The organism is Bacillus cereus group sp. BfR-BA-01380 (assembly GCF_022663535.1).
Classification (GTDB): domain Bacteria; phylum Bacillota; class Bacilli; order Bacillales; family Bacillaceae_G; genus Bacillus_A; species Bacillus_A cereus_BB.
On record NZ_JAKUFS010000013.1, the window covers coordinates 112,151 to 135,586 of the forward strand.

The window sequence follows — 23,436 nt, forward strand, 5'->3', positions numbered from 1 at the left end:
TCTATTATAATATAGTATTCTTCTTCATAGCGGAAATATGTATTACATATATAATTAATATGTAATACATATTAATCTCTTATTCTTAAGATTAATAAACCCCTCTCTTTTTAAGGGGGGACGAGAGTATTTTGCCATGCATAGAAGCGGTCCCTCGTGCCAGGTTTAAACCAAAGGGAGCAAGCAAGTAGCGGCCCTGTTATATTCTGCAGTTCAGCCATTTATATGTCGAAAAATAAAAATGGATTTATATATAATCAAGTAATTTATACTTTTTTAAGAAAAAGCCTTCCAAACCTTGTTGTCACAAGGCTTTTTGAAGGCTTCCTTTATTCTGCAACAAATACATATTGTAATATAACCCTTGTTGGGTCAGTAATTCTTGATGTGTTCCTCTTTCCACAATTTGGCCATCATGCATCACAAAGATTTGATCCGCATCTTGAATTGTAGATAAGCGATGTGCAATTGCGATAGTTGTTCTCCCTTTTCGCATATGCTGCAGTGCTGTTTGAATCGCTTCTTCTGTTTCTGTATCAATATTGGCCGTTGCTTCATCTAACACTAATACTTTCGGATTTGTTGCAACAGTTCTTGCAAATGCTACAAGTTGTCTTTGACCACTGGAAAACGTCGCTCCTCTCTCAACTACTTCTGTATTATATTGATCTGGTAGTTGTTCAATAAATGTATTTGCCTGCACAAATTTTGCAGCCTCTTCCACTTCTTTATCTGTAATACTTTCATCATACATACGGATGTTTTGCTTCACTGTTCCAGCAAATAAGAAAGCATCTTGTAATACAAGACCAATACGTTTCCTTATCTCCTTCTCTTGAAAGTTTTCTAACTGGGCTCCATCAATTACAATTTCCCCTTCATTAACATGATAAAAACGCATCAATAAGTTCATAATTGTACTTTTTCCACTACCTGTATGCCCAACAAATGCAACAGTTTGCCCAGGCTTCACATGAAAAGACACATTTTTCAGCACATCGCGTTTTCCATCATAAGAGAAAGTAACATTTTTAAACTCAATTTCCCCTTCCGTCATGAAAGGAGTTCCATTCCCTTGTTGGACTGGTGCTAAATCTTTTTCATCCATTAAAAGAAACACACGTGATGATGATACAACCGCTTGCTGAAAGAAAGACAATTTCATCATCATTTCATTTACTGGATCAAAGAAACGATGAATGTAGTTCACAAAGGCATATAATACACCTACTTCAACAGGGCTATGCATTGCATCAATCCCAAACAACGTGAGCACTAATACGATTGCCAAAATATGAACAAGATCGGTTGCTGGGCGTAAAAAGAGTGCATCTAACTTCAAATTGCGGCGCCCTGCTCCGTAATGTTTTTCATTCACTTCTTCAAATTCTTTACGCATTCGTTTTTCTTGGCGGAATACTTGAATAATGTTCATGCCTTGAATCGATTCATTCAATTTTGCATTTAAAATACTTAATTGATTGCGGAGTTCTAAATAAAAAGCTGAACTTTTCCGGCGATAAAGAGCCATAATCGTAATCATTATTGGGATAAGAAGTAACGAAAACAGTGCAAGCTTCACATTCAATAAAAACATAGCTATTAAAATACCGATTAAAAATACAATATTTTTTACGAAGGTGGATAATACACTCACAAAGAAATCTTTAATTGCTTCTGTATCGTTTGTTATTCGCGAAACGAGCGTTCCAATCGGTGTACGATCAAAGAAGCTAAGCGATAAACTTTGTACATGCTCATACACTTCCACACGCATATCTTGCACAATTTTGAAGGCAATATTTTGGAAATACAATAAGTTCAAATACGTAAAGAGGACTTTTAATAAATGAAACACTATATAAACAATAAATAACGTTACTAATACATTTTGCTCAAAATTCTTCGGAACTAAATGCTCATCAATAAATTTCTTAATTAAAAAAGGACCCATCATTTCCGCTATAGTTGCACCCACTAAAAATAGAAACGCGAATGTCAGCAGTTTCTTATATGGCTTCATATATGATAATAGACGCCATAGATCACTTCGTTTTTTCCCCTGCATCATACTCCTCCCTTCTCAACTAACGATTCTAATTGCTGACTTTCATACATGTCTTTATACCAACCATCTTGTTGCATTAAACTTTCATGCGTACCACGCTGTACAATCTTTCCATCATCAATAACAAGAATTACATTTGCATGTTGAATCGCACTTAAACGGTGCGCTGTAATAATAGTCGTTTTATTTTGTCGTTCACGTTTTAATGACGCCAAAATTGTTTCTTCTGTCTTTGCATCTACTGCTGATAAACAGTCATCTAAAATTAAAATTTCAGCATTTGTTAATAATGCACGTGCAATCGAAATACGCTGCTTTTGACCACCTGATAAAGAAACACCACGTTCACCAACTACAGTTTCATATCCTTCTGGAAATTTTGTAATATCCTCATGAATACATGCTATAGTAGCAGCATGTGCAATATCTCTATATGTAGCACTAGGTTTTCCAAATGCAATATTTTCTCCTATACTCGCAGAAAATAAAAAATGATCCTGTGGTACATATGAAATTGCGGAACGAATAGCATGCAGTGTCATATCTCGAATATCAGTTTCTCCAATTCGCACGCCCCCATCAAAATGATCATATTCTCGGATTAAACATTTTAATAATGTCGTTTTCCCTGCTCCCGTACGTCCTACAATCCCTAAAGTTTCCCCTTTTCGTAAAGAAAAATGAATATCTTGTAGATTTATCACCTCATTTTTCTTGTACGAGAATGCGTCAATATCAAACTCGATATCCCCACTTGCTATTTCTTCACTTGCACCTTCCCTATTTACCACATCAGACACTTGCATAAATAAATTTTGAATACGATCATAAGAAGCACGGCCACGCTCCATAATATTAAATAACCAACCAAACGCTAACATCGGCCATACAAGCGTCCCTAAGTAAGCAGTAAATGTAATAAGTTCTCCGATCGTAATCTCCCCACGAACAACCAATACAGAGCCATAACACACTGCAATTAAAAAAGAAAAACCTACAATTAAAGTAATTGTCGGATCAAATAATGAATCAATGCGCGCTACAAGAATATTTTTCTGTACCACCTCTTCTGATTTATTACGAAATGATTGTAAATCTTCTTTTTCTTGACCAAGTGAACGAATTACCTTCATTCCACTCATACTTTCCTGAACTTTATCATTGATTTCTGAAAAAGCCTGTTGCGCTTTATGAAAACGGCGATGTAACAAAGTTCCGTAGTAGTTCGTTGCAATCGCTACGATTGGCATTGGAATTAAACTAAGCAACGTTAATTTCCAGCTAATTGTAAAACCCATCGCAATGAGAACACAACCGCCTACTGCTAATGAATCTACAAACGTTAATACTCCAGAACCTGCTGTTTGCTGAACTGCTTGAATATCATTCGTTGCGTGGGCCATTAAATCACCGGTACGATGTTTTTGGTAAAATGATGGACTCATATTCGTAAAATGCTCATACAGCTTTCGGCGTAATTGACGAGCTAACTTTAAAGAAGAACCAAAAATCATTATGCGCCACACATAACGCAAAATATACATCATCAACCCAGCACCAACTAAAATTCCTGCCCATTGTAATAACTTCGCAATCGTTAATGAATGATTGTTAATTTCATCAACAACGATACCAATTATTTTTGGTGGTACGAGCTCAAGAAGAGCAACGCCTAACAATAAAAAACTACCAATTATGTATGCTCGCTTCTCTTGTTTAAAAAACCATGCTAAGTCTAAAAAAACCTTCATTATATACCTCCTATCCCAAATGAGCGATGTTTTCAGTTTATCAAAAATACTGAATTTTTTAAAGTTTAAAACATTTTAAGTAGACAAAATAAAAGGGCACTCCTCTTCGAGTGCCCTTTCTAGCGCTTATTTCAGTTGTTGTTTGTTCATTGCGCTCATCATTTGATTGATTTTCTTTTGGGATGGTTTTTGTCCCATTTGCATCATCATCATTTTTAACATTTGTTCATTAATTGGTGGATTTTTTTGTAAATAGTTCATCATGTATTTGCGTGCGATGAAAAATCCTAACGCTACGCCTGCTACTAGTGCTAATACGCCCACTAGAACAACTACCCAAATTGACATATATTTTCCTCCTTCATGTTGTCTACCTTACAGTGTACTAAAACCTTTTCAATAAGACAAGATTGTATTCGACATTTTTTATATATAAGTACGCACTTGTTTGAGAGGATTTAACCATCCATACTGTTTACTCTCATAATCCATCGCAAGAAATGTCAATTCACATTTTCTTAGTACTTCAAAAATAGCCGTTTCTAGCTCAACATTTTCAGAAGTATGCATTCGGATATACTGTGATTTAATACTCACTTCACCGTATACATTTTCATTAGACACGATATGCATATGCTCATTTCTTTCGTATTTCTCATACTTTCGCAGTGCTTGTTCCATTTTATGATGTAATTTCATTACTTGTAAAGGCAACGTTATATACTTCATTTGTTTATACAACACTTTCTTTTCTGAAAGGGAACGAGACTGCGCAAAACGAGTAAACAAATCAAACAATAAAAATTCACGACCGAAATACGCCTTCGTAATATCTTCTCGAATTAAATATAGTTCATACGTTCTCATACTTTCCCTCCCGCATTGGACAACTTTATTCCCTTCATTATATAGAAGTAAATACGCAATGATTGTCTGACTGCGGAGAAAGAAAAAACTTTTTCTGTCGAATACAGTGAAACTTCCATCAGTTGGTTTCACTGCAAAAAAAATAACGAGATAACCTCTTTTACATAGAAAAATCCCTCCATGCTGGAGAGATTTTTCTAAAATCATTATAGCATTTCTTTTACTTTGCGAACAACGTTTTCTACAGTGAATCCGTATTCTTCCATAATCTTTTCACCAGGAGCAGAAGCACCGAATGTATCGATACCTAATACATCTCCATCAAGGCCAACGTAACGATGCCATCCGAAAGAAGCACCCATTTCAATTGCGAAACGTTTCGTTACTGCTTTTGGTAATACAGATTCTCTATATTCAGCTGATTGTGCTTCAAAGCGATCCATAGACGGCACGCTAACAACAGATGCATCAACACCATCTTTAGCTAATGCTGCTTGTGCTTCAATTGCTAAGCTTACTTCAGATCCAGCTGCAAGTAAAATTACATCAGCAGTTTCTTTCTTACTTGAAGAAATTACATATGCACCTTTAGCAACTTTTTCATACGTATTCTCAATTGCACCTTCTAATGTTGGAAGGTCTTGACGAGTTAAGATTAATGCAGTCGGTGTTTTTGTAGATTCTAACGCTAATTTCCAAGCTGCAACAGACTCGTTACCATCAGCAGGACGAAGAACATCTACATTTGGCATTGCACGAAGCGCTGCAAGCTGTTCAACTGGCTCATGCGTTGGTCCATCTTCTCCAACCGCGATACTATCATGCGTGAACACATATGTTACCGGCAGTTGCATTAACGCAGCAAGACGAATTGCTGGACGTAAGTAGTCAGAGAATACGAAGAACGTACCACCGTAAGTTTTTAAACCGCCGTGAAGTGCGATACCGTTCATTGCTGCACCCATTGCGAACTCACGTACACCGTACCAAATATTTTTACCGCTATAGTCTTCTCTTGTGAAGTCTTTTTCTTTGTTCATATATGTTTTGTTAGAACCAGCAAGGTCAGCAGATCCACCAAAGAATGATGGTACAGATTCAGCAATTGCATTAATAATTTGTCCTGAAGATGAACGAGTTGCTGTTTTTGAACCAATTTCATATGTTGGTAAGTTCTTATCCCAACCTTCTGGAAGAAGACCTTTCACTGCTGCTTGCAGTTCAGTTGCTAATTCTGGGTATGCTTTTGCATACGCATCATGCATTTTATTCCACTCAGCTTGCGCTGATTCACCAGCATCTTGTACTGTTTTACGGAAGTTTTCATACACTTCTTCTGGTACATGGAAGTCTTGCTCATATCCCCAAGTATATGCTTCTTTTGTTAACTTCGTTTCTTCCACGCCAAGCGGAGAACCATGTGAAGCTGATTTTCCTGATTTGTTTGGTGAACCAAATCCGATTGTTGTTCTTACTTCGATTAATGTTGGACGTTTTTCGTCAGCTTTTGCTTCTTCAAGCGCTTTCGCAATTGCCTCGATATCGTTTCCATCTTCAACACGGATTACTTGCCAGCCGTATGCTTTATAACGATCTTCTACACTTTCAGAGAAAGAACGATTTAAATCGCCATCTAATGAAATATCATTAGAATCATATAGCACAACTAGACGACCTAATCCTAAATGAGCTGCTAATGAAGATGCTTCAGAAGAAACGCCTTCCATTAAATCTCCATCACCGCAAATTGCGTATGTATAATGATCAACAACGTTATACTCATCACGGTTGTACTTCGCTGCTAAATGTCTTTCAGCCATCGCCATACCAACAGCTGTTGAGATACCTTGTCCAAGTGGACCTGTTGTTGCGTCTACACCTGGTGTGTGACCAAACTCAGGGTGACCTGGTGTTTTACTTCCCCATTGACGGAAATTCTTTAAATCATCGATCGTTACGTCATAACCAGCTAAATGCAGTAAGCTATATAGTAACATTGAACCATGACCTGCAGATAATACGAAACGATCACGGTTAAACCACGTTGGGTTCTTTGGATTATGTTTCATAAATTTCGTCCATAATGTATACGCCATTGGTGCTGCACCCATTGGCATTCCTGGATGACCAGAGTTTGATTTTTCAATCGCATCAATGGATAATGTGCGAATCGTGTTGATAGAAAGTTGTTCGATTGAATGTGTCATGCTATTCTTCCCTTCACTTATATTAAAGTTAACGTTTTACACTTTTATATGATAGCTTTCCTCGCAAGATTATACAACATGTATTGACAAATATGTTGATGTTTTTTCGAATTTGTTCAAAAAACGTACTAAATTTCACAATGTATAGGGTTTCAATCTGCTATACTTTTTTTAGATTTTCACACTTTTTTTAAAAGAATGTGATCAAATTATAATATGTCCTGCATAACAAAAACTCTAACAAACAAATCATGTTTTACTGCAGATAATCCTTACATGTAATCCATTATTATCTTTAAACATTACACCTGAAATAATGCAAATATTTTCTCCATTACAACGAAATTCTATAGGGTTTTCAACATTCCAATATTTGGACAATCACAATACAACCGTTACATCTACGTATCGTTCTAATTCTTTTAGTATTCGATTTGCCTTTCTAATGCCACCCATATCATATACAGACATTATGTGCCTTCGCGTCGCAAACTGTAACTTACAAATTGTAGATAAAATCTCATTCCCTACTAGACTTTATCCTATGTTATTTTGTTTTCTTCTATTAATAACATATGTGTATAAAAAATAGGAGTAGCTTTTTATCGTCATCTCCTATACCAAAATGACCGGCAAGTGAAAAATATGCAATTTGAGTATATGATGTGGGATAAATTGGCGCAAATCGATAAAAACTCATTTTCTACAAGTCAAATCTCGATAAACAGACATTGAATTTCCAAAAGTTTGATATAATTTATTTATCATATCTACAGGATATTTTTTACCTTAATTTGTATTTCTTAATATTTTTCCACCTTACAAATCTGTTATACTTTTATTGACAATTTTATACATAAAACGGAAAGGTGGGATAAATCAATTGGGGCAAATACGAGTTGATCCTGAAAGATTAGAGGATATTGCGGATTCTATAGTACGAGCAAAAGAAGATAGTGAAAGAACCATTCAAAATCTTACACTAATCATTTTTAATCTACAAATGCAGTGGATTGGGACATCGCAACAACGCTTTTATGCTGATTTTTTTGAAGCGAAAAAGAAGATGGAGACATACTTAAAACATTTAATGTTCACAGAGTTAGAATTAAGAAGAATCGCGAAAAAGTTTCGTGAAGTGGATGAAAAAGCGTATGGTGAATATAATCCAGTTGATAAAATGTGGAAAGCCTTTCAGCGAGGAGGAGCGAGAGCAGCAGAAGACACTATTTTTGACCCACTTCAAAAAGCGTGGAAACAAACATCAGACTTTTTTGGAAACTTGGTTGATGATCCCCAAGGAACATTCGAAGACGCAAAAGATAGAATCAAGGACTCTATTGATGACAAGAAAGAGGAATTTAAAGATACATACGAATTTATTAGAGGCCTGTGGAATGACCCTATCGGAACACTGAATCATGAAAGAAACGAAGCAATTCAAAAGATGTATGATATGCGAAACGTTTTATCAGATTGGTATGTAAAGAACATAGAATACGGAGATTCAGAAAGCTACACAGAAGCGATAGCATATGGGGCAACAACTTTTGCAATTGCTGCAGTTCTTACAAGGGGTGCCGGTGCTGTAGGTAATGGTGTAAGGTGGGGAAGAGATTTGTCACGGATGTCTTCTTATCATATGGGAAATAGATGGGCGCCAGCTTATGGTGGAGAGTCATATTTTAGTGGTTTAGGAATAAAAGCTAAAGATACACATTCTAGTATAGTAGGTAATAATTTAAGAAAAGGAAATATTTCTAGACAACATGATTATGTGGCTCACAATAGTTATTATAGCGCTAAAGAATTCCGTACAAAGTTAAATAATGCTCAATATAGTGAACATGGACATAAACATATTAAAGCAAAAACGAAAGAACAAGCAAAATTATTTAGTGAAACAGGAAGAAAACAAGCGCAATATCTTCCAAGTGTAGATAATGGGATGCTTGAAAAAGAAGCTTTGCAAAAAGGATTGATTTATAAAGATAAAGATAAAGGCGCCATATATTTTTTCTATCAGTCAGCAGAAACGATCGGTTATGATCTAGGTAAAGAAGCAACTTGGATTAGAGCAGAATTAAATGATAGTGGCATATATCACGGACATCCTATGAATGATGATCGTGTAAAGGAATATTTAAAAAGTGCTTTAACGAGGGAAGAATTTTTTAATACACATTTTGGGAGTGAGAAATAATGTCTGTGCTTCAAGAGTTTTCAAGGTTTCAATCATTACGAATCCCAGCTACATGGTTTATTGTTCATAATAATTTTATGGAAATGAATCCTAAGGAATTAAATGTAGATGATAAAAAAGGGTGGTCATATTTCACTGTAAATTTATTACAAGTCAAGCATCAGGTGGACGATATTATTTTAGACGTTGGATGGTATCCTGAAATGGATCCTAAGGGAAGTTATAAGCTTCAACTTGTTAAGGATGGGAACTGGCAGAACCCAGTTGAAGTTTTTTATTCAAAAAATAGGGAGGAAGTTGTAAAAGTTATAGAGGCATTATTATGGAAAGTGAAAGCATTACCTATTTTTGCTCATATGCCTAAATTTCAATCATTACGAATTCCAGAGCTATGGAGTGTTACATATAATGGCTTTCTAGAAATCAATCCCGAAGAGCTAGAGAAGGGTGATAAAATCTGGCTAAGCTTTACGCAAGATTTATTGCAACTTGAGTTTACACAAAAAGATATTATTTTAGACGTTGGATGGTACCCAGAAGGAGATCCGGATGGCATGTACGGTTTAGAACTAATAAAAAATAAAAACTGGCATGAACCGCTTGAAACCTTTGATACGAGAAATAAAGAGGAAGTTGTACAAGCTATAGAAATGTTATTGTTCAAAGTAAGAACGGGATATTATGCTTAAGAATCATTTAAGATTCTAATAAACTTCTTTTGTTCCTTCTGTAAAGAAATTTTTGAGTATGTATTTATTCCGGTGGCAAAGTAAGGAATATAAAGTCGTTGATAAAAATTGGGAAAATGTTCGGAATCAGTTAGTCAATACGAGAACAAATAGCGGTTTTCCATATTTAATGGTCGAAGATGGTGCATCAGAAGTATGTGTGAAGCTACTGTTAAACAGTAGCTTCCTTTTCATGGATATCATTTATAAAGTGAAACTTTAATCAGTGGGGTTTTCTTCATCCCCCACTGATTATTAGTTGAACCAATCGGGCTTTTACGGGCAGTTTATCTCCCACCTAACTTCTTTGCTTTCGCTGAATTTTGAGGTGGGAGTATTACTGCCCACGAATAGCGGGATAAATAAAATGAAACAAAAACATTATTTTCTGTCTAATAAGAATAGATAAATATTAAAGAGTGTGCACAACAACATGGTAAACATGAAGTATATGTACTTCATCATAAACAACCTATTCACCAAGGTGGTGCGGTCTACGATCTTGATAATTTAATAATTGTATCTCCTAAAATGCATCAAAATATTTTAGATCGTTCATATCATTTCGGTACTAAATGTCAATAATTATGAAAGGATGATTAGTACGGAAAGTAAAATGACAAAAAAGGAATTAATTGAACTTGTAACAAAAATATGTGAGCTTGATTCAACTGAAGAAGAACTTAATGAATATGTATATCAATTTAATAATAGTGGTGTGCCTCACCCGGCTCCAAGTGACTTGATTTTTTGGGATTTTAGAAACTTAACACCAGAAGAAATAGTAGAAATTGCGTTGAACTACAAAGAAGAAAAATAAAATATATAAAGAACAAGCCGCCCATCTAAAAATGAGCGGCTCCCTTCATTATCTAAGCTAATTTACATAAGATTCATCAAAATACATCCAACCTTCAACGCCTTCACCCGCAATATAAATCCAATCAGCATATCGATAATGTACTTCATAAGCAGAACGTTTTGTAATTTTATTTATAACAGTATCTCCAGTACTTGCACCTTTTCTAAGATTAATATCAGTACCATTTACCCAAACAACACCTTGTGATTTTCCATCTTTATTGATTGATGCAACATCATCACGCAGCCAGTTTTCTGTGTTTACTCGATACCAAAAATGAGAACCATTATAAGACCATTCATAATACGTATGCCCTTGTCCTTTTACAGCTTGTCGCATAACTGGAGAATCTACATTAAGTTCTTTACGAATATTAGCTACATCAGCAATCGTTGTAAGGTATCCTAAAACTTCTTCTTGTGGAGGAACAAGTTGAGAATCATTTCCTATAAACCATTCTAGTGACTTATCGCCAATAAGTTTATTTACATCACAGTTAGCAATTCCCTCTAATCTAAAACGCTTTTTAGTAGATAAAATGCTTAAACAATTCACAACTACACAGTCCGACTTTTACGTATTTCACAGAAAAAGCTCTATTCTCCATTTGGAGAGTAGAGCCTTTTCAATTACAAGCGTACATGTTACTTCTTATTACGATCCGCATACACTGCCATCGCATCACACATAAACTTCGCTAATCCTTCACCGAATTGATCAATATTCTTTGTAAATCGTTCATCAGCGACATACATTTGTCCTAAACCTTTAAACGCATCCAATGAGTAATGACCAAAATTCTGCAAATAGTTATACCATTCTTGAATTGCTTCTTGAGCCTGTTCTGATTCAGGTGAATCATTGCGAAGCGTTGCAAGCTTCCTATAAATCGCATTATATTCTTCTTGTTTCTCTTTCGTCATACTGCTCGCTGCTTTATTAGCCTTATCAACCGCTTCATTTCCCCATCTTTCACGCGCTTCTTGCTCATATGGGTTTTGACTAAAATCAAAGCCCTCAAATTTTTCTTTATTTGTCATTTGAATTTCTCCTTTCGAGTGTTGAATCGTCTTATCAATCGTCGCAATCACTTTGTCTAATCTAGAGCGCTTCTCAAGCAACATTTTACGATGCAAAACAAGTGCCTCTTGTCGATCAAATGAAGGATTATCGATAATTTCTTTAATTTTCTTTAAAGGGAAGCCAAGTTCTTTAAAAAATAGAATTTGTTGTAATGTCTCCAGATTATCATCGGAATAAAGGCGATAACCAGATTCGGTCGTCTCCTCTGGGGTTAATAACCCAATTTCATCATAATGATGCAGTGTGCGCACACTAATACCAACTAAATCTGCTACTTCTTTCACTTTCATTGTCATTGTTTTTTCCTCCCTTAGTACATACAATAAAGTATAACGTAACGTGAGAGTCAACACGAAAGAATAAAAATTTCTAAAGTCGCAGTTGCATATATGTTTACTTCAAATGTAGATAATACACATGAAAACAAACTGTGATATTCCCTGTGGAAGGATTATAAAAGAAGGTTGATAACATTGAATCAAAACAACATTGTAAATGTAAATATTTTATTAACGAGTGATATTCATGGTACGGTTTACCCGATACACTATCAAAATAACGAAAATGCAGAACTAGGACTAGCAAAGGTCGCAACGCGCATTGCACAGGAACGCACTCAGAATGATCATGTTCTCGTAATTGATAACGGTGATTTCATACAAGGAACTCCGTTTACTTATTACTACGCCAAATATATGCAGCATGAAGAAAATCCAATGTCGATTCTCGCCAATCATATCGGTTATGATGCAGCGATTATTGGAAATCATGAATTTAACTACGGAATGGACGTATTAAACAAAGCTGTTGCTCATGCAAATATGCCTTATTTAGCCGCTAATATTATAAATAAACAAACAAGGAAACCTTACTTTGGAAAGCCATATATAATTAAACATATACATCCAGATATAAAAATTGCTGTTTTAGGAGTAACAACGCATTACATTCCAAATTGGGAACAGCCCCATCATATTGAAGATGTAATATTCGAAAATGCACTCGAAACAACAAAGCAGTGGGTTTCCTATATTAAAGAGCATGAGCAACCACATTTACTCATTGTTGCCTACCACGGCGGTTTTGAACGTGATTTACAAACGGGAGAACCAACAGAGATTTTAACAGGGGAAAATCAAGGATATGCAATGTGTCAAGAAATTGAAGGAATTGATATTTTATTAACAGGGCATCAACATCGCTATATTGCTCATACAAAAGTAAATGGTGTAACTGTTCTACAAACTGGATCCAATGGCCATTCATTAGGGAAAATCCATGTCACTTTAACAAAGAATCAACATCAGTGGATGATTGAAGAATGTCATTCTGAATTATTACCTATTGAAGGTATTCCAGCAGATGAGAAGGTACTTTCACTTGTGTCGACATATGAGCAACAAACGCAAGAATGGTTAGATCAACCTATTGGCTCCATTGTTGGTGATATGTTGATTCACGATGCGATGCAAACTCGCTTACAAGATTGCGCCTTTATCGAATTTATAAATAAAGTACAGATGGATGTATCCGGAGTAGATATTTCATGTACAAGTCTGTTTCATAACGAATCTTCCGGCTTTCCAAACCAGATTACAATGAGAGATATTGTTTCGAATTATATTTATCCAAATACATTAAAAGTTGTTCGTATTACAGGAAAAGATATAAAAGAGGCACTTGAGTTAACTGCTGAATATTTCTCGTTAGATACAGATGGAAATATCATTGTAAACCCTGCATATATAGAACCAAAACCGCAGCATTATAATTACGATATGTGGGAAGGCATTTCATACATATTAAACATTTCAAAACCAGTAGGGGAAAGAGTCGTTTCCCTTCAATATGAGGGGTCTTCTATTCACTTGCATCAAGAATATGAAGTTGTCATGAACAATTATCGGGCAAGCGGTGGCGGAAATTATGCTATGTATCAAAATAAGCCTATTATAAAAGATATACCAATTGATATGTCTGAGCTCATTGCAAATTACATATTAGAACGAAAAACAATCGAAGCGACAACGAATCATAATTGGAAAGTTGTTACATAACGAATTTTCCTATCAAACTAAAAAAAGATGGGCTGCGCCCATCTTTTAATTTAACTTTGCTTTATCTTGTTTTTTTAATTCTTTTAACTTCTTCGGCGTAATGTCTTTACCTTCTTCATTAACGACTTTGATTGATTTCAATTCGTTTAACATATTTTGACGAAAGCCTGTTAAATATTGTTCACGGAGCGATTGACGCTCACGTTGCTCTTCTTCCGTTAAACCTTCTGCTTTTGCTTTTTTCGCTAAGAAATTAATGCGTTCAATGAGTTCGTGACTTAGCATCTCGAATCCCCTTTCTACTACAAACTGATTATTATCATACAATAGTTACTCTTGTTTATCAAGCAATTGCTTCGTATATTCCACATACCGGCGATGTACCGTTGCTTTTGATACATCATGACCAAAACCACGGAGCGTTGCTGCAATTTCTTCAAATGTTAACTCATTGCGGCGCAGACGAACAATCTCCTCAATAGGTACTTCTTTTTTCTCACGACCTGTGCTTAAATGCCGATTCTTTAAGTTTTTTTCGGGACGAAATCCATTTTCTACAGCTCGCTTCATTCCTCGTTTAATCTTCAAATTATGAATCTTTCTCTGGTATTCTTCTACTATACCAATAATATCAAGCACCATTGAATCTGAGTCAGAAAGCTGTAATTCGCCATTATGTGCATGTGTATATACTTTTACTCCTTCTTTATTCAAACAATGCATTAAGGCAATTTTAGCATTCCCTCTTCCAAGACGCGTTTCATCTTGAATAAGGAGCACATCAACATGTTCATCACGAATGACATCTAGCACTTCTAAAATCCCATCTCGTTCGATACTATATCCGCTCGCTTTCTCTTCTACTACTCTTACAACATTCATGTCATACTGCCTAGCTAAATGCAATAATTCATCTTTTTGACGTACTAATGATGTTTCTTGCGCTTCTTTCGTTGTGCTCACACGTGCATAAATAATCGCATTCATTTCATACCCTCTTCTCTATCTCGCCTTTTACATCATATTTTACCATAAATGCAGTTTTTATTCGAACTTACGTTTGTAGAATATTTTCTTGCATGTTATAATACAAATAAGAAAATTTATAGAAAACGAGGTGTGAAAAATATGGAGAAGTTAACGAAACGGCAACAAGACATTCTTGACTTCATTAAACAAAAAGTACAAGAAAAAGGTTATCCACCTTCCGTACGTGAAATCGGTCAGGCAGTTGGCCTTGCTTCCAGCTCTACTGTGCACGGACATTTATCTCGCTTAGAGGAAAAAGGATACATTCGCCGCGATCCAACAAAACCGAGGGCAATTGAAATTTTAGGAAACGACAATATCCAAGCAGATACGCAATCAGTCGTTCATGTACCGATTGTCGGAAAAGTTACAGCCGGCTTACCAATCACAGCAGTTGAAAGTGTAGAAGAACATTTTCCACTTCCAGCGAATCTCGTTTCAGGCTCAGATCAAGTATTTATGTTACGAATTTCTGGAGACAGTATGATTGAAGCAGGGATTTTTGACGGAGACTTAGTTGTTGTTCGCCAGCAGCAATCTGCATACAATGGTGAAATCGTTGTCGCTTTAACAGAAGACAACGAAGCTACGGTAAAACGTTTTTACAAAGAAAAAGATCATTTCCGCTTACAGCCAGAAAACTCTTCTTTAGAACCTATTATTTTAGATAACGTTTCTGTTATTGGAAAAGTAATTGGTGTCTATCGTCATTTACATTAAAAACAGACCAAATTTGGTCTGTTTTTAATTCGCTTTGATTGTCACAGAGCCCGCTGCTGTTTTCCCATTAATCTGTACCTTTCCGTTGCCTAAAGTAATTTCTTTATTTTCTTTCCCGAAAATCTGAACATCTCCTGCATGAGAAACTCCTTTCACAACAGCATCTTTCGGCATTTCCTGCAGCTGAATACTGACATCTCCTGCTGCCGAATCCGCCTCAACACTATACTCTGGATTATGCTGCGTTATCTCTACACTTCCTGCCGCTGTCTCTACATGCACTTTCCCTTCCACTTTATGAAGAACAACCTCTCCCGCACTAGATGACACTTTTACATTTTGCGCTTTCATTTCCTTCATTTCCACATCGCCCGCTGCTGAATGCACAGATATATCTTCACTTTGAATATCTTGCACATGAATCGTTCCCGCTGCTGTCTTTACTTCAATTTTATTATATACACGTTCAGGCACAATAACTGTAAGGCTTTCATCTTTCAAATCAAATGAAAAAAAAGAAAAATCGAATATATGTTTCTTTTTCGTTTTCACTTCCACTTGTAGCATTTCACCGTTCTCATTTACGTCTAACTTTCGCTTTTCTTGATCGCCGTTAAACCGAACTTCAAATAAGTCAGTCTTACCTTTTTCAATCACAACATCTCCAACATCTGTATCAACATGAATGTTTTTAATTTGCTCATTTTTAAATTGTTTCTGTTCCAATTTCTTTGTTTCTGCTGATCCATTCGCAGTTTTCATAAAAAAGGCTGAACTTGTAAAAAATAAACCGATTCCTCCAACCGCAATACAAATAATTGCCATCAGTACAATTTTCCTCATTTTTCCTACTCCCCTTTAATTACTTTTAAATTCCAATTGGCGTATTTAACAAACAGTGTTTTAAACCAAATCGTACAATAATACGCACCAATCCCTAAAAGTAAACCAACACCGAAGAGTATAATAGCGACAAATACATCAGATAAAATAAAAATTTGAGCGAAAACAATTTTTGTTAACAGAAGTAGTGGTGAGAAAACAAATACAGCACTCACTGTCCAAAGGGATAAAATAAGACTCCCAATTGCTACTAACGGACCTAACACAATAACCAAATTTAAAAAACTAAGTCCAATAATTGCTACAATTGCTCTTGCTACGTTAGAAAAAGTTGGATTATGCTTCACCTGCTCTATACGATGAGACGCTAACGTTTCCTTAGCAATTGCTTTAGGTGAACCAAGCGCTTTTATAATTTGTTCCTCCGTTTTCCCCTCTTCTATTCCGAATTGAAAATGTTCCTCGTAATCATATAAAATATCGTTCCGTTCTTCTTCTGGTAGCTTTCTAAGGTGTTCTGATAATTCTTGAAGAAATTTCTCTTTAGTCATTCCCTACACCTCTTCAATAATTTCTTGTACTCCCCTTACAAAATCACGCCACTCTGTCACAAGTGCATAGAGCTGCTCTGCGCCTTGATTTGTTAACTGATAATATTTACGCGGAGGCCCTTCCGATGATTCTTTTAAATACGTCTGAAAGTACCCTTCTTTCGTTAGACGACGCAGCAAAGGATACACGGATCCTTCTGATATTAAAAATTTATTTGAAATTTGCTGAACTAATTCATAGCCATAGCAATCTCGTTTCTTTACAAGTGCAAGAACACAAAGCTCCAATACCCCTTTTTTAAATTGAACATTCAAAGGTAATCCTCCCCTCGATCCAGTATTATTCAATGCAAGATACCTTATTAATTATAATATATCATTCAGTATTCTATATTACAAGGTACTATTCCAATAATTACAAAATAAAACAAAATTTCACTCATTGAGGAATTCTTCAATCTCCCCTAACCAACCTACAATTATTGACATATAAAAGTTGTAAAGAGATTGCTATCTTTTCTAAGGAGGTATTTCAATGAGGTACGATTTTTATCCAATCCAAATAGCAGTTCCTTTTCAATATGTTCCTTATTATAATATTCCACATGGCACTTCCTCTTTAAAAAATTCTTATCCGCTTGTTCAAAATACAGTTTATCCTTTAAATTATGCGGAGACCATTCCTATCTCACAAAAGAGTCCGACAGTTAGAGGTTCATGGACTCCTTTTTCATGGGTAGAAAAATATGCATATGCGTTTGCAGGACCTTATAACAAGGCTGAAGTTGCTCTCACATTCGATGATGGTCCAGATCCCATTTACACTCCTCAAGTATTAGATAAATTGAAAAAACACGGTGTAAAAGCGACATTTTTTCTATTAGGTGAAAATGCTGAAAGATATCCTAAAGTTGTAGAACAGATTGTTAGCGAAGGGCATATCGTGGGAAATCATACTTATAATCATCCTAATTTAAATAAAATAGATGATAAGCAATATCATGAGCAGATGTTAAAAACAGAAAAAATATTACAAAAGCTAACCGGATACTCCCCTAAATTCTTCCGGCCTCCTTATGGGATTATAAATGAAAATCAAGTGAAGTGGGCTACCGAACAAAACTTTATGATTATTCAATGGAGTGTAGATACATTAGATTGGAAAGGTTTAAATGCTGTGGAAATCACTAACAAAGTATTAGGGAATGCTTTCCCTGGAAGTATTCTCTTGCAACACACTGCACCAGGAGGAAAATTGCAAGGTTCCGTAGACGCTCTTGACCGACTTATTCCTAATCTTACATCTAAAGGAGCACGATTCGTAACTCTCCCAAAAATGTTTAATACTTCAAAGCAAAGACTATAAAGTGAAACTTTAATCAGTGGGGGTTTTCTTCATCCCCCACTGATTATCAGCCCTCACCAATCGGGCTTTTACGGGCAGTTTATCTCCCACCTAACTTCTTAAGAAAGGCGGAAGCGGCTCGCTCAGAATCGCAGGACGTTGGAGCACCCGACGGAGAGGCGCTTTCTGCCTCGTCCGAGGGGGCGAAACGACCGGAGATTCTAGCCGCTAGAGCTGGACAATGCTCTCGCCGAATTTTGAGGTGGGAGTATTACTGCCCACAAATAGCGGGATAAAGTAAACTTTCCATCAGTGAGGGTTTTTCATTCCCTACTGATGGAAAGCCCATCCAATCGGGTGCACGCCTGCAGTTATCCTTCACTTCTCTCTCAATCTTAAGGTGAGGAGCTGACTTCTCGTTAATGTGGAATAAAAAGTCATATACTGACGGCGTCCTCATTGATGAACTTGTGTACGGAACATGACCGTTCTTATTAAATTGTTTGATATTATGTTGAAAACACTAAGTTATAAGAATTTTATAAAAAGCGATTTTTCATGAAGAATCATTGCTTTTTATATTTTGTGGGTAATTTATTACTTGCATTCCTTAATTTCCAATCATTTCTAAAAGTAAATCTATTTTTCTGTTATACTAAATAATGTATTTAATTCAAAGGGGACAATATAATGAGAATTTTTAGATTGAGTTGTTTTGGTCTGATCGGAATATTTGTAATTATTACTATTGCAGTAATTATTAAATTTTGGTGACCGTAATCTAGTCAAGCAAAAACTTGGTATTGGTGATGAAGAAGGATTTAGTAACAAATATGACTACTGGTGAAAAATTCAGAGTCGATACAGCGAAATTTAAAGATGAAAGAAACAGAGGTTCCGAGCATACCGTGATATTTCTCCAAAAAAATAGTTACTTTTAAATAATAAAAGGAGGCTTTATATATGACTTCGAGTAATTTTTCTCCGTCAATAACATCTATTCATTTACATACAAAAAAAGATTCCTCAGAATTAATATTATATAAAGGAAAAAATAATGCTCTTAGTGTCTCATGTACAATTAGAGGGCTTATGCAAAGAACACTTCCTTACATTCATGAAACTCCTGATTATGTAGCAATATGGTTCACCTTATATCATCAATTTGGAGAAAAAGGATCAACTATTGTTAGAAGACATATCGTTGAATATGATCCAGAACAAGGCTATACTAGCGAAGATATTGATCACATTGAATTCCAAATTCCTATAGATGATGATTTTTCTAGCATAGATTTCATTACTAACTATTACTATTTACACATTAGTTGTACTGGTAAACACCACGATGAAATGGGTATATCCGCATCTGTTGATAACAACGAGATATTCAAAACAAAAATTCCATTTATTGTTTCAACTGATAAGGTTGTATAATTATAACAATTGTAAGAGAACTTGGGGAATATAGACATAATGTTTTTAAAAGAACGTGAATACCATAGAAAGAATAAGAATGACGCACTAAAGTGAAACTTTAATCAGTGGGGGTTTTTTCATCCCCACTGATTATCAGCCCTCACCAATCGGGCTTTTACGGGCAGTTTATCTCCCACCTAACTTCTTAAGAAAGGTGGAAGCGGCTCGTTCAGAATCGCAGGACGCCCACGCACAAGGCGGAGAGGCGCTTTTTGCCTCGTCCGAGGGGGGCGAAACGACCGGAGATTCTAGCCGCTAGAGCTGGGCAACAAAGAAATGTGGAAGTGGCTCGTCCAGAATGTGAGGGGGATGGAGCTTCTGACGTAGAGGTGTTTTTTACCTCGCAGGAAGAAGCGAAGCCACCGAACAGTCTAGCCACTGGAACTGGACAATGCTTTTGCTAAATTTTGAGGTGGGAGTATTACTGCCCACAAATAGCGGGATAAAATGGATTGCGGGTGAATTACTGTACCTTCAAGAAAAAGTGGTTTACACACAAAAATAAAACCCCTCAACACGTTGCGTGTTGAGGGGTCGGGTCTCTTAGTAAAGAGTCATATATTGATCGGGTTCCTATTAAACTGTGTCATATTATATTGAAAACACTAATTTATAAAGGTTTTATAAAAAGTAATGTTTCATGAAGAATCATCGCTTTCTATATTTTTGCGGGTGTTTTGTGGATGCCTTTGTGGGTGCTTTTCATTCAATTCTACATGAAATTATATTCATCCGAGAAAAATTATTGTGTGTTCTTTCTATTATATTACGTGCATTATCTAAAAGTCGATAATAGACTAGAATCATAAAGTAAAAGGCCCTTCTCACATGAGAGGGCTTTTCATTTTAATCATTTCTACTTACTCAAATGGGCGATATTTTTTTCTTAGTACCGCTAGTTCTTATCCATGCTGCTTTTCATTTTCTCATTTGTTCTTTTCAGTATGTCTCGTTTAAAGAATAATCTGTTGCGCGACATTTCCTTAAATTTTATAAAATAATAGAATAGAAGAGACAAAGGTGGATGAGATCTTAATATGACTGATTTTTTTTACTTTTTATAATTTGTGGGTTTATAACCATAATTTGTAGGATTATGATAATATAATTTATGGGGTTATAAATAATATTTTTTTGCTTTTTATAATTTGTGGGATTATAAGTCCAAATTTTACTGAAAAAACATCTATTTTACATTATATATAGATAGAACATACAAATTATTAAGATTGCAAAGAAATTCGAAAACAAGTAATGAGAGGATCATTGAATATGGGATTTTTAACTAGGTTAATATTTAAATTAAAAAATGTTTTTAAGAGCAATTTGAGCTTTGATTCGGTATTATCCGAGAAAGTTTCAGCTTTTTTTGCTATTGCGATTTTTATTAGCTATTCATTTCTTGTTTTTTATAAAATTGATGCAATTCCTGGCATCTTTATCGATGAAGCTAATTATATGAATGAGGTGATAAATCTCGCAAAATTCGGCACGGATATTCATGGTGTAGAAAATCCAGTTTATTTTACAAGTGTCTGGGGACAGGGACAGTCAGTTTTGTACAGCCTGTTTGTAGTTCCGTTTGTTAAGCTCTTTGGTTTTAGCGTCCTTGTATTTAGGGCTCCATTTGCAATTTTGAACTTATTGTTGATTAGCGCATTAATGTGGATAATCAACAAGTTCTCAAATAGTTGGAAAGTGACGCTTTTTGCGGAAATTGGTATCGTTAGCGCCCCGTGGATTTTTATTTCATCACGTTGGCTTTTAGATGCTAACGTTGCACCAATAATCTTTCTGTTCGGTTTGGTTCTTCTAGCGTATGCTGCAAATACAGAAAAGCCATCATGGAAAAGAAAAGCTCTTTACTTTTTCTCGGCAATTTTTATTGCAGGCACAGCTTATGGATATGTTGCCTCTTGGATTTACCTCCCTATTGTTCTTATTCTGTTTGCGTTGTATCTGCTAAAACTAAAGCGAGTAAAGTTGTCTGAGAGTTTAATATTCACAGTAACAATTTTTCTGATTGCCTCACCAATAGTCTATTTTGCATATTATGTCAATATTAAACATGGATTATCGGTTGACAAGTTCCTTTGGTTTGATATACCTCCATTACCTACAAATCGCGCATCATCAATGATTGACTTATCGACACCTGATGTCTTTAGTAAGGTGATGCAAAACGTAATTGAAGGTATGAAAATCTATTGGTTGGGATCAGATGGTCTGGCGTGGAATTCAGTTTCTCCATTTGGCGCGATTCTTCCTTGGTTGCTTCCTTTCACAATCATTGGGTTGTTTTTAAATAAGGAAGTCTTCACTAATAAGATGTACGTGTTCAAGCAGTTTCTGCTGATTAGTGTCATCGCATTCATTCCATTGTTACTGGTTGTTACACCAAATTATAATCATTGGAATCTAATCAACATTCAGTTAGCTATTTTTACGGGTCTTGGACTGTATAGTGTAGTAAATAAACTTAAACCTCGATTAACATTAATCGGTGCTGTTTTGCCAATTCTACTATTTGGATTTTTCGCGTCTGACTACTATTTTGGTACAAATGGAAAGGTTACTTTTTATAATTCTGAGATGGTAAGGGTAACGGAAGTACAACAAATTAACAACTTTATGAAGAAACATTCTGGATCGAAATTGTTTATCAATGAGCTCCCGGCAAATTATATGTATTACAGAATTGTTCAAGAGCCGATCTCTCACGATGAATTCCTTAAGATTCAAGATAATGATAATCCTGAATTCACAAAAGATATGGGAAAGCCAACAAGATATGGTTATTTATATGCCTTGTCGACAATTAAAAGTGAATCTTCAAAAGGCGATTATTTACTCGTTCCACTTCAAGAGTCTGATATCTATATTAATGATGGGTGGAAAAAATCGGAAATGTATCCTTATGCGGGACATCAATATATTCTACTCGAGAAGGAATCATAATTTTAGGTGGTGGTACGCCAATGAGGAAATGTTTAATGTGTTTATGCAAGCATGTAAGATTCGAGGACGTATATAAAACAAAAAAAGCCGACTCATAAGAGTCGGCTCTCTTCATTATCTAATCCATTTTACATATGACTCATCGAAGTAAACCCAACCACGATCTTTGATATGAATCCAGTCGCCTTCACATCCATCAAATACGTGCCAGCTCCGGAACGTACATTTACACTATCACCACTTATCCAAACAACGCCTTTTGTTTTACCATCTTTGTTGATGCTTGCAACATCATCACGTATCCAGTTGTCAGTGGCTACTTTATACCCAGAATGAGCGCCATCATATGACCAAGCACAGTATGTATACCCTTGTCCTTTTACTGCTGTTCTCATGATAGGTGCATCAACCCTTGGCTCTTTACGAATGTTAGCTACATCAGCAGTAGTTGTAAGATAACCTAAAACTTCTTCTTATGGTAGTAAGAAGCTAGAACTACCGATAAACCACTCTAATGATTTGTCACCATTCAATTTATTTAAGTCAACATTTCCGTTTTTTATTTCCATTCATGCTGTTTTTTGCAAGCAGAAAGTACAGAGAATTGCAGCGAAAAATGCAGAGGCTTGCAGTTCTCTTTTTCTTACATATTTGTTTCTGCAGTCGCAAAAGAAAGGGCGTTTCT

The 23,436-nt window shown here is 35.7% G+C and carries 23 protein-coding genes and 2 pseudogenes; 11 read left to right on the forward strand and 14 right to left on the reverse strand.

Annotated features, from left to right (window positions below):
* Positions 1-304 precede the first annotated feature (304 nt).
* The 6 genes and pseudogenes from MR076_RS13945 to MR076_RS26990 form a co-directional block, all read right to left on the reverse strand.
* Positions 305-2,068, reverse strand: a complete 1,764-nt coding sequence (locus tag MR076_RS13945) for an ABC transporter ATP-binding protein (RefSeq protein ID WP_242221508.1) — start codon at positions 2,066-2,068, stop codon at positions 305-307.
* A complete protein-coding gene (locus tag MR076_RS13950) occupies positions 2,068-3,819 on the reverse strand; it encodes an ABC transporter transmembrane domain-containing protein (protein WP_242221510.1) in 1,752 nt (583 codons plus the stop codon). The genes MR076_RS13945 and MR076_RS13950 overlap by 1 nt, the downstream gene beginning before the upstream one ends.
* Before the next feature lie 126 nt (positions 3,820-3,945).
* Positions 3,946-4,167, reverse strand: coding sequence for a YneF family protein (locus MR076_RS13955; RefSeq protein WP_098309636.1), 222 nt, complete (start codon positions 4,165-4,167; stop codon positions 3,946-3,948).
* Between the two features lie 78 nt (positions 4,168-4,245).
* Entirely contained in the window at positions 4,246-4,686 is a 441-nt protein-coding gene (sirA, locus tag MR076_RS13960) for a sporulation inhibitor of replication protein SirA (protein ID WP_242221512.1), read from the reverse strand.
* A gap of 206 nt (positions 4,687-4,892) precedes the next feature.
* Positions 4,893-6,893: a transketolase gene (gene tkt / locus MR076_RS13965; protein ID WP_242221514.1), complete on the reverse strand. Its 2,001-nt coding sequence runs from the start codon at positions 6,891-6,893 to the stop codon at positions 4,893-4,895.
* Positions 6,894-7,283: 390 nt separating this feature from the next.
* Positions 7,284-7,412, reverse strand: a pseudogene (locus MR076_RS26990) (replication-relaxation family protein); the annotation flags it as partial.
* A 364-nt stretch (positions 7,413-7,776) separates the two neighbouring features.
* Here MR076_RS26990 and MR076_RS13970 point away from each other — a divergent pair.
* The 5 genes and pseudogenes from MR076_RS13970 to MR076_RS13985 all read left to right on the forward strand — a co-directional run bounded on the left by MR076_RS13970 (position 7,777) and on the right by MR076_RS13985 (position 10,644).
* Positions 7,777-9,096 (forward strand): WXG100 family type VII secretion target, encoded by a 1,320-nt coding sequence (locus MR076_RS13970; RefSeq protein ID WP_242221516.1) that lies wholly within the window; start codon positions 7,777-7,779, stop codon positions 9,094-9,096.
* Positions 9,096-9,785 carry a hypothetical protein gene (locus MR076_RS13975; protein WP_242221517.1) on the forward strand — a complete coding sequence of 230 codons (690 nt, stop codon included), beginning with the start codon at positions 9,096-9,098 and terminating at the stop codon, positions 9,783-9,785. The genes MR076_RS13970 and MR076_RS13975 overlap by 1 nt, the downstream gene beginning before the upstream one ends.
* Positions 9,786-9,843: 58 nt before the next feature.
* Positions 9,844-10,047 carry a hypothetical protein gene (locus tag MR076_RS26580; RefSeq protein WP_313897337.1) on the forward strand — a complete coding sequence of 68 codons (204 nt, stop codon included), beginning with the start codon at positions 9,844-9,846 and terminating at the stop codon, positions 10,045-10,047.
* A 200-nt stretch (positions 10,048-10,247) separates the two neighbouring features.
* Positions 10,248-10,409: pseudogene (locus MR076_RS26805) on the forward strand (WXG100 family type VII secretion target); the annotation flags it as partial.
* Between the two features lie 31 nt (positions 10,410-10,440).
* Positions 10,441-10,644, forward strand: a complete 204-nt coding sequence (locus MR076_RS13985; RefSeq protein ID WP_242221519.1) for a bacteriocin immunity protein — start codon at positions 10,441-10,443, stop codon at positions 10,642-10,644.
* A gap of 57 nt (positions 10,645-10,701) precedes the next feature.
* Here the strand turns inward: MR076_RS13985 and MR076_RS13990 are convergent, their stop codons facing one another.
* Entirely contained in the window at positions 10,702-11,241 is a 540-nt protein-coding gene (locus MR076_RS13990) for an SH3 domain-containing protein (RefSeq protein ID WP_242221521.1), read from the reverse strand.
* Positions 11,242-11,330: 89 nt separating this feature from the next.
* Positions 11,331-12,065: a MerR family transcriptional regulator gene (locus MR076_RS13995; RefSeq protein ID WP_242221523.1), complete on the reverse strand. Its 735-nt coding sequence runs from the start codon at positions 12,063-12,065 to the stop codon at positions 11,331-11,333.
* 177 nt (positions 12,066-12,242) lie between these two features.
* Between MR076_RS13995 and MR076_RS14000 the strand changes: the two genes are divergently transcribed.
* Positions 12,243-13,826 (forward strand): bifunctional metallophosphatase/5'-nucleotidase, encoded by a 1,584-nt coding sequence (locus tag MR076_RS14000; protein ID WP_242221525.1) that lies wholly within the window; start codon positions 12,243-12,245, stop codon positions 13,824-13,826.
* A gap of 45 nt (positions 13,827-13,871) precedes the next feature.
* On the opposite strand, the gene MR076_RS14005 is transcribed toward MR076_RS14000, so the two are convergent.
* Positions 13,872-14,111: a DUF896 domain-containing protein gene (locus tag MR076_RS14005; RefSeq protein ID WP_242221527.1), complete on the reverse strand. Its 240-nt coding sequence runs from the start codon at positions 14,109-14,111 to the stop codon at positions 13,872-13,874.
* 45 nt (positions 14,112-14,156) lie between these two features.
* Positions 14,157-14,813: a YneB family resolvase-like protein gene (locus tag MR076_RS14010; protein WP_242221528.1), complete on the reverse strand. Its 657-nt coding sequence runs from the start codon at positions 14,811-14,813 to the stop codon at positions 14,157-14,159.
* 141 nt (positions 14,814-14,954) lie between these two features.
* Between MR076_RS14010 and lexA the strand changes: the two genes are divergently transcribed.
* On the forward strand, positions 14,955-15,575 hold the full coding sequence (gene lexA / locus MR076_RS14015) for a transcriptional repressor LexA (protein ID WP_090913097.1): 621 nt from the start codon (positions 14,955-14,957) through the stop codon (positions 15,573-15,575).
* A 24-nt stretch (positions 15,576-15,599) separates the two neighbouring features.
* Here lexA and MR076_RS14020 read toward each other — a convergent pair whose 3' ends face one another.
* The 3 genes from MR076_RS14020 to MR076_RS14030 are packed head-to-tail and all read right to left on the reverse strand — an operon-like array spanning position 15,600 to position 17,284.
* Positions 15,600-16,418, reverse strand: coding sequence for a DUF4097 family beta strand repeat-containing protein (locus tag MR076_RS14020; protein ID WP_242221530.1), 819 nt, complete (start codon positions 16,416-16,418; stop codon positions 15,600-15,602).
* 5 nt (positions 16,419-16,423) lie between these two features.
* Positions 16,424-16,969 (reverse strand): DUF1700 domain-containing protein, encoded by a 546-nt coding sequence (locus tag MR076_RS14025; protein ID WP_242221532.1) that lies wholly within the window; start codon positions 16,967-16,969, stop codon positions 16,424-16,426.
* A gap of 3 nt (positions 16,970-16,972) precedes the next feature.
* A complete protein-coding gene (locus tag MR076_RS14030) occupies positions 16,973-17,284 on the reverse strand; it encodes a PadR family transcriptional regulator (protein ID WP_242221534.1) in 312 nt (103 codons plus the stop codon).
* A 220-nt stretch (positions 17,285-17,504) separates the two neighbouring features.
* Between MR076_RS14030 and MR076_RS14035 the strand changes: the two genes are divergently transcribed.
* The 4 genes from MR076_RS14035 (at position 17,505) to MR076_RS14050 (ending at position 22,751) form a co-directional block, all read left to right on the forward strand.
* Entirely contained in the window at positions 17,505-18,335 is an 831-nt protein-coding gene (locus MR076_RS14035) for a peptidoglycan-N-acetylglucosamine deacetylase (protein WP_242221536.1), read from the forward strand.
* Positions 18,336-19,277: 942 nt separating this feature from the next.
* Positions 19,278-19,751, forward strand: coding sequence for a hypothetical protein (locus tag MR076_RS14040; RefSeq protein WP_242221538.1), 474 nt, complete (start codon positions 19,278-19,280; stop codon positions 19,749-19,751).
* 254 nt (positions 19,752-20,005) lie between these two features.
* Positions 20,006-20,197: a hypothetical protein gene (locus MR076_RS14045; RefSeq protein WP_242221540.1), complete on the forward strand. Its 192-nt coding sequence runs from the start codon at positions 20,006-20,008 to the stop codon at positions 20,195-20,197.
* 922 nt (positions 20,198-21,119) lie between these two features.
* The gene (locus MR076_RS14050; protein ID WP_242221542.1) at positions 21,120-22,751 is read left to right on the forward strand and encodes a hypothetical protein; all 1,632 of its coding nucleotides are present in this window, start codon (positions 21,120-21,122) and stop codon (positions 22,749-22,751) included.
* Positions 22,752-22,879: 128 nt separating this feature from the next.
* Here the strand turns inward: MR076_RS14050 and MR076_RS14055 are convergent, their stop codons facing one another.
* Positions 22,880-23,146 carry a hypothetical protein gene (locus tag MR076_RS14055; protein ID WP_242221544.1) on the reverse strand — a complete coding sequence of 89 codons (267 nt, stop codon included), beginning with the start codon at positions 23,144-23,146 and terminating at the stop codon, positions 22,880-22,882.
* Positions 23,147-23,436: the final 290 nt, after the last annotated feature.